This is a genomic window from Paraburkholderia sp. GAS448 (assembly GCF_050435685.1).
Taxonomy (GTDB): Bacteria; Pseudomonadota; Gammaproteobacteria; order Burkholderiales; family Burkholderiaceae; genus Paraburkholderia.
Genome location: NZ_JBNDKT010000058.1, coordinates 18,093 through 28,659 on the forward strand (window position 1 = coordinate 18,093; position 10,567 = coordinate 28,659).

Annotated in this window: 9 protein-coding genes and 2 pseudogenes; 5 read left to right on the plus strand and 6 right to left on the minus strand. The window is 63.0% G+C overall.

The genetic code is table 11. The annotated features are described in order from the left end of the window. Positions 1 to 7: 7 nt before the first annotated feature. A complete protein-coding gene (locus tag P3T23_RS43535) occupies positions 8 to 277 on the minus strand; it encodes a DUF3717 domain-containing protein (protein WP_429322239.1) in 270 nt (89 codons plus the stop codon). Positions 278 to 510: 233 nt separating this feature from the next. Between P3T23_RS43535 and P3T23_RS43540 the strand changes: the two genes are divergently transcribed. Further along, positions 511 to 3,018: a hypothetical protein gene (locus P3T23_RS43540; protein ID WP_429322240.1), complete on the plus strand. Its 2,508-nt coding sequence runs from the start codon at positions 511 to 513 to the stop codon at positions 3,016 to 3,018. Positions 3,019 to 3,209: 191 nt separating this feature from the next. Then, positions 3,210 to 3,956, plus strand: coding sequence for a carbonic anhydrase family protein (locus P3T23_RS43545; protein ID WP_429322247.1), 747 nt, complete (start codon positions 3,210 to 3,212; stop codon positions 3,954 to 3,956). 80 nt (positions 3,957 to 4,036) lie between these two features. Here P3T23_RS43545 and P3T23_RS43550 read toward each other — a convergent pair whose 3' ends face one another. From P3T23_RS43550 to P3T23_RS43570, 5 genes are all read right to left on the minus strand, one after another. Continuing rightward, the gene (locus tag P3T23_RS43550) at positions 4,037 to 4,297 is read right to left on the minus strand and encodes a hypothetical protein (protein ID WP_429322241.1); all 261 of its coding nucleotides are present in this window, start codon (positions 4,295 to 4,297) and stop codon (positions 4,037 to 4,039) included. A 146-nt stretch (positions 4,298 to 4,443) separates the two neighbouring features. After that, positions 4,444 to 4,860, minus strand: coding sequence for a hypothetical protein (locus P3T23_RS43555; protein ID WP_429322242.1), 417 nt, complete (start codon positions 4,858 to 4,860; stop codon positions 4,444 to 4,446). Positions 4,861 to 5,100: 240 nt separating this feature from the next. Next, positions 5,101 to 5,442 carry a hypothetical protein gene (locus tag P3T23_RS43560; protein ID WP_429322243.1) on the minus strand — a complete coding sequence of 114 codons (342 nt, stop codon included), beginning with the start codon at positions 5,440 to 5,442 and terminating at the stop codon, positions 5,101 to 5,103. Positions 5,443 to 5,529: 87 nt separating this feature from the next. Further along, a complete protein-coding gene (locus P3T23_RS43565) occupies positions 5,530 to 5,808 on the minus strand; it encodes a DUF2513 domain-containing protein (protein ID WP_429322244.1) in 279 nt (92 codons plus the stop codon). Positions 5,809 to 5,930: 122 nt separating this feature from the next. Next, a complete protein-coding gene (locus P3T23_RS43570) occupies positions 5,931 to 6,875 on the minus strand; it encodes a transposase (protein ID WP_429322245.1) in 945 nt (314 codons plus the stop codon). A gap of 677 nt (positions 6,876 to 7,552) precedes the next feature. Between P3T23_RS43570 and P3T23_RS43575 the strand changes: the two are divergent. From P3T23_RS43575 to P3T23_RS43585, 3 genes and pseudogenes are all read left to right on the plus strand, one after another. Then, a pseudogene (locus P3T23_RS43575) lies at positions 7,553 to 7,776 on the plus strand (glycosyltransferase family 2 protein); the annotation flags it as partial. Between the two features lie 38 nt (positions 7,777 to 7,814). Beyond that, positions 7,815 to 9,377 (plus strand): PQQ-binding-like beta-propeller repeat protein, encoded by a 1,563-nt coding sequence (locus P3T23_RS43580; RefSeq protein WP_429322246.1) that lies wholly within the window; start codon positions 7,815 to 7,817, stop codon positions 9,375 to 9,377. A gap of 680 nt (positions 9,378 to 10,057) precedes the next feature. After that, positions 10,058 to 10,567 (plus strand): annotated as a pseudogene (locus P3T23_RS43585) (PQQ-binding-like beta-propeller repeat protein); the annotation flags it as partial.

The following is a 10,567-nucleotide window of genomic DNA, read 5'->3' on the forward strand; positions in this document are numbered from 1 at the left end:
GTTGCGCTCACTCCTCGTCGCGCAGCGTCTGCCACCACAGATGCAGCGCCCGCCTCTCGAGCGGCGCCAGCTGTGCAATCAGGACAGCACCCCGGTGAGCGGCGATCAGGCTCCGGTACAGCTCTTCGAGCTCGAGCAGGAATGTCCCGGCGGCTCGCTTGTCCGAAGTGGCATCACGTAGCGTCTCGCGCCGCCAGTAGCAGAGTGCCCGCTCGATCTGCACAAGCGTCACACTGACTACATTGCCCGACAAAGCGACTGCGGATTGCTCGTTCATAGCCTTTCACCCGAAGGCTGCAGATGAGTCCAAAGTCTAATTGCTCTGGCCCTGCGTCTGGACTAGATTTCACAATGAAGTGGCAGGCGGGTAGCCGGCCAGAAAGTGAACGGACCGCTCGCGTCGGGCGTGCTGCGAATCGCTTCGAAGCCCGCGAGGGGTGTTCTGTGATGCCTCGCCACAGATCGATGCCGAGGCGCTGAAGACAGGCGGAAACGCCAGGGGAACGGAAGATGGCGACATCAGGAACGCCGATCCGCCCGCTAGCGCGGGCCGTTGTCCTTGTGCTTGCGTTGTCGGCGGCAACGCCGGGCCCGGCTGCCGCGCAAGACCCGGGCTGGCCGCGGGAGCTCACGAAGAACGACACGACGCTCGTCTTCTACCAGCCGCAGGTCGACGACTGGACGGACTTCAGGGAACTCCATGGCCGCATGGCGATCATGGTGACGCCAAGTGGCGGCAAGCCACAGGTCGGTGTCGTCGCGCTGCAGATACACACGGCTGTCGATGTTGACAGCCGTAACGTGCTGCTAAGCAATCCGCAGATTACCGGTACGACGTTTCCGGACACGGACCCCGCCACGGCCAGCAAGCTGGACCAGATCGTACGCGGGTTTCTGAGTCCGCAGGCCTCGATGACCATGTCGCTGGACCGCCTGATCGCGAGCGTGGAAAAAAGGAACGCTGCGCCGGCGGTGGCCCTCAGGAACGACCCGCCAGCGATTTTCGCCAGCTTCGGCCCGGCGATACTGCTGTTCGTGGACGGCGAACCGGTGCTGGCGCCGGTTCAGAACGCCGACCTGTCCTTTGTCGTCAATGCGAGCTGGCCGCTGTTCGTCGATAACGCGAGCCACCAGTACTATCTCTTCACCGGGCAGTCGTGGATGACGTCGAACGACCTGAAAAGCGGGTGGACGGAAACGCAGACGCTCCCGGCCGCGATGTCAAAGGTTCCTGCCGATCCCACCTGGACAGACCTGAAGCCCTATATTCCTCCGCCCCGGGGGAAGAAGGGCAAGACGCCTGCGGTGTTCTTCAGCAGCGCGCCGGCGGAACTGATCGTGTTTGACGGGCAGCCCGTCTATGCGCCGATTCCCGGCACCCAGCTGGTCTTCGCGAAGAATACCGACAGCGATGTGTTCGTCTATTCGCCGACGAAGACTTACTACTATCTGACGGGCGGCCGGTGGTTTGCCGCGCCCGGCCCCACGGGACCTTGGACGTTCGCGACAGACCGGTTGCCCGCTGATTTCGCGAAGATTCTGCACAGCAGCCCGGCCGCCCGGGTTCTGGCTTCGGTTCCCGGAACACCGGAGGCCCAGGACGCCGTGCTGCTCGCACAGATTCCGACGACTGTGGAGATTGACCCCGCCGCGGCGGCGGCCGCGGTCAAGGTTTCGTATAGCGGCGAACCCCGGTTCGAGCCGATTCAGGGTACATCGCTCTACTACGCGGCGAACACGCCTGACAAGGTGATCAAGGTACAGAACCACTATTACGTCTGCTCCCAGGGCGTATGGTTTGATTCCTCCTCGCCAGCCGGGCCATGGAAGACCAGCACGTCCGTGCCCCAGGTCATCTATACGATCCCACCCAGTTCGCCCGTCTATAACGTGACCTACGTCACGCAACAGGTGACCCCGACCGGCACCGTCCAGGCAAGCTACACGGCGGGGTATCTCGGCGTATTCATTGCGGGCGCAGCGATCGGCGCGATTGTTGCGCAGGGCAGCGGGTACTACTACCCGCGCTACGTTGGCCCAGGTCCAGGCCGTTACCCGGTCTATTATCCGCGCCCGATGCCCTATGGCTATCGCACGTACAACCCGTATACGGGAGCCAGCGGCGTGAGAGGGGTGGCCTACGGACCGAACGGCAGCGCGCACTGGGGCGCGTCGTATAACCCTTACACAGGCACCTATGCACGCGGCGCGACGGCTTCCGGGCGCTACGGCAGTGGAAGTGTTGCGCAGGCCTACAACCCCTATACCGGCGCCTACGGTGCTACGCGTCAGGGGTCGAATGCATACGGCCAGTGGGGGAGCTCCGTGGTCACGAAGGGCAACCAGTGGGCGGCCACGCAGCATCAGACGACGGCGAGAGGCACGGTCGGCACGTATCAGAATTCCGCAGGCGGCAAGGCAATTGCCGGCACGAGCGCCAACGGCCGCGCGGTGGCGGGCAAAACAGCGAGCGGCGACATGTACGCTGGCCGCGACGGGAATGTCTATAAAAATACTAACGGCAGCTGGCAGAAGTACAGCAACGGCTCCTGGTCCCCTGTCAGCACACCCGCGCCGCAGTCAGCCCAACCAGCCGCGCGCAACGCTCAACAGCCGCGTGCCGCCGGAACCCAGGCTACGAATTCTGCCGCAGCCCAGCAAAGGGCGCAGAGCGCCCAGCAGCAACGTCCTGCCGGGGCCCAGACTGCGAACCCCGCAACGGCTCAGCAAAGGTCGCAGAGCGTCCAGCCGCAGCGTCCGACCGCAACCCAGGGCGTCAATTCCGCTATTCCCCAGCAACGGGTACCGGGCCGTCAACAGCAGTCTCCAGCACCACAGGTTGCGGACAGGCCCGGAAGCGGCTCTCCCCAGGGTCCCGCGGGTGGCTTTAACAGGGCTGGCGGGCAAGCGCCGTATGGCCAGCTCAACCAGGACATGCAGGGTCGACAGCGCGGCGGCGTCCAGAGCCAGCGCTTCGCTCAAGGCGAGCGCGGAGGTGGTGGCGCATTTCGTCGATAGCTGTTCTGACGCGTGAGCGTTATGTGGTGTCGCACCCGGGAGTATGTTGCACGGCGACAGTTGACGCTGCACCGGACGGATTCCATCGACGGAAGAGGCGAACCCAGCGCCACATTGACGGATTCGATTTGCTACCGGTATTTACGACATCGCACGTGGGACTTCGTCATACAAGTCAAGGAGGCATCGCCATGGAGTCAAACCTCAACTGTCGCAATCAAGAACATCCTGAAGATGGTGGACGACGCCTTTGGCTGAAAGCAGGGGTCAGTGCGGTGACACTCGTCGCCGGCGCAGGATTCACTACGGGTGCTGCCCAAGCCGCAGCGTTGACGAAAGCGCAGCGGGATGCGCTAACGCCGGATGAGGTCATCGGGATCATGAAGATGGGCAACGAGCGCTTCCGCTCCGGCAGGATGAAAAAGCAGGACTTCCTGGCGCAGAAACGCGCGAGCGCCGCGGGCCAGTATCCCGCAGCGGTCATCCTGAGCTGCATCGATTCGCGGGCGCCGGCGGAGATCATCCTGGACATGGGCATTGGCGATACGTTCAATGCCCGTGTGGCAGGAAACATTGCCAATCAGGATATGCTCGGCAGTCTCGAATTCGCCTGCGCCGTCGCAGGTGCGAAAGTCCTGCTGGTAATGGGCCACACGGCGTGTGGCGCGATCAAGGGCGCCATCGATAACGTACAACTGGGTAACCTCACGGGGCTGCTTGAGACGATCAGGCCGGCGATCGCCGCGACCCAGTACACCGGCGAGCGAAGCAGCAAGAATGAAGCGTTTGTCGACGCAGTGGCGCAATCCAATGTGCGGCAGGCGATCACGACGATACGTGGCGGTAGCCCGATCCTGGTCGAGCTGGAGAAGAAAGGGCAGATCAGGGTCGCCGGTGCAATGTATGACCTGCGCAACGGTGAAGTAACGTTTCTGTGAGATCGGGCGGGCGACCAGCTGACCGTAGAGCGAGTTGAACCTTGCCCATCGCCGCCAGATTCCGGTCATCAGGCCGCAGCTTACTGAGTTGTACCGGAGCGGGCTGCTGCGATTGCGGCGTCCCGCTCCTTAGCAGCTGCTGCTTTCTTCTCGTCGAAAACCTTCTTTGCTGCCGCAACCTTTCGATCATAAACCTTGTTGGCGGCCGCAATATGCATACGCATTTGTACGATCGCGTCGGTGCTGCCGCCCTGCGCGGCCGCGTCCGATGCTGTTTGCGCCCATCCCGTAGAGACGGTCGTCACGATGCAGAACAGAGCGATTACCGTTACTTTATTCACGAGTGTCTCCTGATTCTGTTAAACGCTGGTTGAGCAGTCGCCGCTCAAAACGGCGGAAGCCACTGTTACGGTTGAACTGCCGACCTAAAACTCACTACTTCATGAGTTTTCCCTGCAGCGCTGTCTGCGACACCCAGCGCCATGCGTTAGTGCCAACGGCCACCGCCGTGCCAGTAACCACCTCTTGAGTAATATCCGCCCCGCCAGTAACCGCCGCCCCACCAGCCTGCCCTGACGACGACCGACGGCCCCCACCATCCGTAATACGCTGGATATGGGTAGCCGTAGTAGGCCGGGTAGCCGTAATACACGGGTGCCGGATAGTACACAGGCGACGGCGCCGCGACAAACGCGCAGCCGGGCGGTGCGGGTGCGGATGGCGAAGTCGGCACACCCTGCGCGCCGCTCGCGGGCCTTGTTGCCGCAGCGGGCGTACCGTTCGTGCAGGCGTAATAGCCGCCCGCCCCCGGATAGTAGGTGTAGGGACCGGCATAGACGCAGGCGGACAGCACGAGCACAGCCGCAGCGCTGCCCGCCGACGTCAGGAATTGCGTGCGGATCATAAGGCCTCCTCGCTTCTTCCTGGCACCGCAGCACGCCTAGCTGCACCCTCTGTAGTATTCTCATTCTAGGTAGCGCAGCGACCGAATTCGACCCGGCTTACATTACCGCGTGTAACGCCCCGAACTGAAGTTCTCTTATGCTTACGCCCGCGGGGCTGGCAGCCATTCACGACTCACACTGTTCTTTTTGGCCTTCGGGCGAAGCGCCCGAGGCCTTGCTTGCGTACGCTCGCACCTACATCATTGCCAGCCAACACCGTAACGGATCACCTGCCCGGGCGGTCGTTGGCGGGCCGCTGTGGAAAGCCGCGCGAAGCGCTGCAGCTCCTCCCCGTAGCCGCACAGGACAGCAGACGGCCTCGTTGCAACGGCGCCATCCGGTGGCGTGGGCTTCCACCAGACGAGATGCCGCCCTTCGAGCGTGCGCCGCAGCCATCCATGCGCGACGCACACGTTCAGGACATGCTGGACCGATGAAAGGCCGGCATCGAGTCGCCGCATGATTTCGGCACGCGTGCAGCGTTCTCCCGCACCGATGCAGGCGAGCAGGCGTTCAACCGTCACGATGGTGGAAATGCGCATGATGATTCGTCCGCCTCAGGCGACGTGGCCAGCTTTGAGAGAAGTCGATTCGGGTGCACCATGACGGACTACCCGGATCTGGCCGCATTAGTCGCTCAGGGCGCCGCCGGCCTTGCGAAGCTCGTCGAGAAAAATGTAGCCCGCCCACGTCAACCGTTCAACGGAAACATTCACTTCAGACCGGGCGTCCACATGCGCGACAATGAATCCGGCCTCGCGCAACAGCACAATGTGCAGCACGACCACGCCCTGGTCGTAGCCGTCGAAAGTCCTGAACTCCAGCTTCGGCGGAATCTGGATCGAGGTGTTGGCCTCGACATGCTCGAGGATTCTGCGGATCAGGACAAGGTCCCGTTTGCCATTCACGTTGTGTCTCCTTCGAAAAAACGTGCCCGGCGCATCAGGCGGGGTGCCGGGCGATAGATGGTGCGTGCCCGCAGCAGGCCGGCAGTCCGCCCGGATCGCCATCCGGTTTCCCCACCGGCACTTCAGCCGGTGCGCTTCAGCCCACCTGACAGGGACGTTCGGGCATCGTGAAGCGGTGCAGGTGCGCCATCGCCGCGACGATCCGCCGCCGGCTCGGCGTGCTCCTCTGCAATCCGCCTGATGGCCTCGTCAGCCGGGCGTGGAACCAACGTCGACACGTTCCTGACCGCCATCGCTTCGGAGCGCAGGGCGAGCGTGGCGCACTCGCGCTCGATCCATTGACGTGCCCAGTCGAGCGCGTACTGTTGGGCCGCTTCAGTGTCAGCAAAGCGCGGACCGATCAGTCCGGAGCGCTCGATGCGCCGTCCGTCCTTCACGATCTGCACGCATGCGCGATACATCATCTGCGGCACGGGCTGCGCCGATGCGTGGATCGTGTGGCCCCGGTACGCTTCGATCTGCGCACTGCTCCATGCATGATTGGTCCACAACGCACCGTGAGGGTCTGGCTGGCCGGGCGCGGACAGGTTCAGATCATCCTGATCGACCGGCCCGGACAGTTGCCGGGTCATCGCGGAAATCGCATCGGCCGGAGGGCCGGCGTTGGCATCAACAGCTGGGCTCCGCCAGGTTTCGGGGCTCGTCCAGACGATGCCATGCAGGAGGCCGTCCGCGTCGTGCATCCGCCCAGACCGGGCGACGCTCGCCGCCGGCGCCTGTGGAATACAGGTGAACGTACGTCCGGACCCCGACAGCACGTTGATCATCTGCGCAAGCGTACCGGCACCCAGCCACTCCGCGAAGCGGTGCCGGCAGGTCGGGCCGCAAGGATAGCGTGCGGGCAGCCTGGACCAGGGTTCGCCCGTCGTCATGATCCACAGCACCGCATTGACCACCGTCCGGGTGGGGAGACGGGGTCGCCCCCGCCGGTTCAGGGAGCCAGGTTCGTCGGCCACGAGTGCGGCGACATGGGCCCATTCGTCATCGCTCAGTTCATCGAAGCACATGAGTGTCTCCACGCAGCCAGGCCGGGCCGCGACCAGGGCGAATCACGAACCGGTCATTCGTGTTGCGCCACTTGTTGCACAGTTTTGCTGTACGCCTTTGGGGAACATCCGCGAACACTGCACATCGGCAGCGCGGATTGTCCCGCGAATTGACGCACGCAACGGGGTCTCACTCGTGCATGGAGATTTTGTGCCGGCAGCCTACCATTGCCAGTGGCCTGGCCGAATATCAATTGCCATATATTGGGTTTGGATGCAAATATGCGTGGCAAGTCATGACAGATTTATGACTGGAATCTTTTATTCCATCTTTACGATGCGAAGGAACAGCGATACAGCGTGGCATAACCCGGCCGACTGGCGGGACGTATGCATGCCTTCGCTTGACTCGCCCCCCCCAAAAAAAACGAAAGCATCCTGAAATATTGATCCGTAGTTTCGAGTCGCTACGTTGCTCGCGCGACGTAGTCCCTGATACGGTATCCGAATCAGCAATCGGGGCACGATGCCCATCCGCCCCGTCATTGTGAAACTCGTCTTCCAGGAACACCTGCGATTTTTTGCCGATTTATTGAGCATTATTTTTTTGTTTTTTTTCGTCTACTTTCCTGCATGCAGCATCACGGCTCGTCGAGCAGGCTGGCTGCCGTGCCCCTCCCGTGCATCGAGGCGAAATCATGACGATACCCTGCAAGGTCTCCATCTGTTTGCCAACCTGTAATCGCCCGGAGCTGATTGTCCAGTGCCTCGATTCGTGCCTCGCGCAGACGCACGCGAACGTCCAAATCGTGATTGGCGACGATTCGAAGGACGACAGGACGCAGCGGCTGATCCTCGCAATGCCGGCATGACCCCGCGAATCCGCTACGTGAAAAGCGGGCCGCCGCTCGGCCAGGCGCGCAAATGAGTGCAATACCCTGACGTTCAAGAGGTGTCTCGATGATCAGCACGTCCTCCCGTCTCGAATGCGTTGGACTGGTCGCTGCGGTGATGTTCGCCGTTGCAGCCGGCCCAGGCGCCCAGGCACAAACCACGGAAGCGACAGCGCCAGTAGAGGATGCCCCGTTGCTGGCTCCGGCGGCTGTGAGCGCTGCGACACGCGCGGTGACGCCTGGCGCTGCCGTGGCCCCGTCCTTCACCGCGACCGACTGGCCCACGTTTGGCATGAACGCCCAGCGGACCGGGAACAATCCCGTTGAGACGGTGCTTGCGACGTCGAATGTGGCCAGTCTGCGAACGCACTGGACGACGGATCTTGGTGGCCCCATCCTGACCCAGCCGACGCTGGCGGCAGGCGTGAATATCAACGGCGTGCTGACCGACGTCGTTTATGCGGCGACGCTCCAGGGGGACATGTTTGCGCTGAACGCATCTACCGGGGCAATCATCTGGCAACAACACGTCGCGCCCGTGCTTACCACCTGCCACGACTTCGCCGCATCAGGCGGCCACATCGGTTTCATCGGGACGCCCACCATCGACCGGACCAGGAACCAGCTGTACATCGTCAGCGGGGACGGCTTTCTGCACGCGTACAACCTGGCCACCGGCGCGGACCTGCCGGCATTGCACGTGGCGATCCCTGACGCGGTGAATATTTCGAGGACGTTCGTCTACGGCAGCCCGACACTCAGCGGGACTTCGTTATACGCGGCGACGGCCAGCGCCTGCGATTTCACCCCGTACCATGGACAGGTCGTGCGCGTCTCGATCCCCGACGGCGCGATCCTGCAACGCTGGTATCCGACCGGTGTCAGCGGACCGAACGGCGGCGGCATCTGGGGGCCGGGCGGCGTATCGGTCGTGCGGGGTGGAACGGCTGTCTACGCGCTGACGGGCAACGCATTCGCCACTCCCGAAAACGTCGCGTTTGCAGAACACGTCGTCAAGCTCACCAGCAGCCTGGCCGTGACCGCGTCAAACTCGCAGCCGGCGCCTACTACGAACGATGCGGACTTCGGTGCGACGGCAACGCTGTTCCAGCGTCGTGGCTGCCCAAGCATGCTGGCAGCCTTCCAGAAGACCGGCAACCTGTTCATCTATAACCAGGCCACCATCCCGTCAGGGCCCCTGCAAACGCTGAATATCAGTCACGGTCCTAGTTCCATAGGACTGCCGGCGTATGACCCGGTGCTGCGACAACTGTACATTGCGGTGCCGCGCGACTCGCCCACCGGCTTCGACAAACATGGCCTGGTCGCACTGGCTATCGGCAGCACCTGTTCCGCCAGCGTTGCCTGGCAGCAGCCGGTCGGCAAGAATGAGGGCGCCAGCAACCCGGCCATTTCTCCTGTCGTCGCAAACGGCGTGGTGTATTACGCCGATGGCGTCGCCAGCCAGGTGTTTGCGATGGACGCAAGAAGCGGCCAGATCCTGTGGAGCACGGATAGCCTTCCGGTTGGTGAGCGACCCACTGGGGGCATCCTGACGTCGCCGACGGTCGTGAACGGGCAGCTTTTCGTGGCGGGCTTTGACCACAAGCTTCGCGCCTTTGGCCTGTAGCCCGTCCGCATGGATCGGGACCATGAGTGGATGGCATCTGTCCAGGAGGCCGTCCACGCAGCTCAATCTGCGCGAGTTACTCAAGGGGACCGGGCGGGCCGCGTCGATCATGCCGTAAGCGACAGGGGCAGCACCGATTTCCATCGAACGAAAAGCGCGGAAGGCCTGCAGAAACGCCCCGGCAGTACAGGCCTGATCCAGATGTTTCCGAACAACGGCTGGTTGGCGAACGCGGCTCTCGTGAAGCGGATGGGCACGCGCGGCTCGACGAGTGCCGCCTCGGTGTCCACCTATGAATTCGTCACCAGCCTGGCGCTCGACTGTCAGCTGGAACCCGCACGCTCGCGTTGCGGCGCCTGGTGCCGATTGTCGTGTCGGTCAACTCGAAGAATCACGCGCCGCTGAAGGGATTGCGGATCGCGCTCCAGCATCGGTTCACCTACAACTACGGATCCAGCGCACGGCTCTACTGTCACCTGCTGCTGATTTCCCGAGCGATGTTTGGTCTCGTATTACGCCGGGGGTACTGAGTAGTTTCGACTGGAAGGACGCCAGACCCGCTCCGCCGGCAACGCAACGCGAGCGGGAACGTTTCTGCAGGCAAGGCCCAGCTGTACGCCGTTGGGGTGTTGTTTTTTTCGCGAATGACTGCCATCAATTGACGCTCAGGAGGTGTCGCCATGACCCGTGCGCTCTACCGCTTCAGACTTGCCGGACTTGTTGCCGCCGTGACGTTCGCCGTTTCAGCTGCCCCAGGCGCCCACGCTCAAACGTCGCCGGCGAGCGCGCCAGTAACCCTGTTGCCTCATCAGCACCCGGCCCCGGCGTCGGGGCCGCAGGTCCCGCCCGCGAGCGCACTCGATGGATCGCCTGTGAGCCAGCAGAATCTGGGCAGCGGCATAAATCCGGACAGCGTCCCGGACGTGACGGGACCGGTGGAGGATCCGCCGCTGCTGGCTCCTGCGAATGTGACTGCCGCGACGCGAGCGGTGACACCCGGCGCAACCACTGCCGCGTCCTTCACCGCGACCGACTGGCCCACGTTTGGCATGAACGCCCAGCGGACCGGGAACAATCCCGTCGAGACCGTGCTGACGACATCGAATGTGGCGAGTTTGCGGACCCACTGGACGACGGATCTCGGTGGCCCCATGCTGACCCAGCCGACACTGGCAGCAGGCGTAAGCATC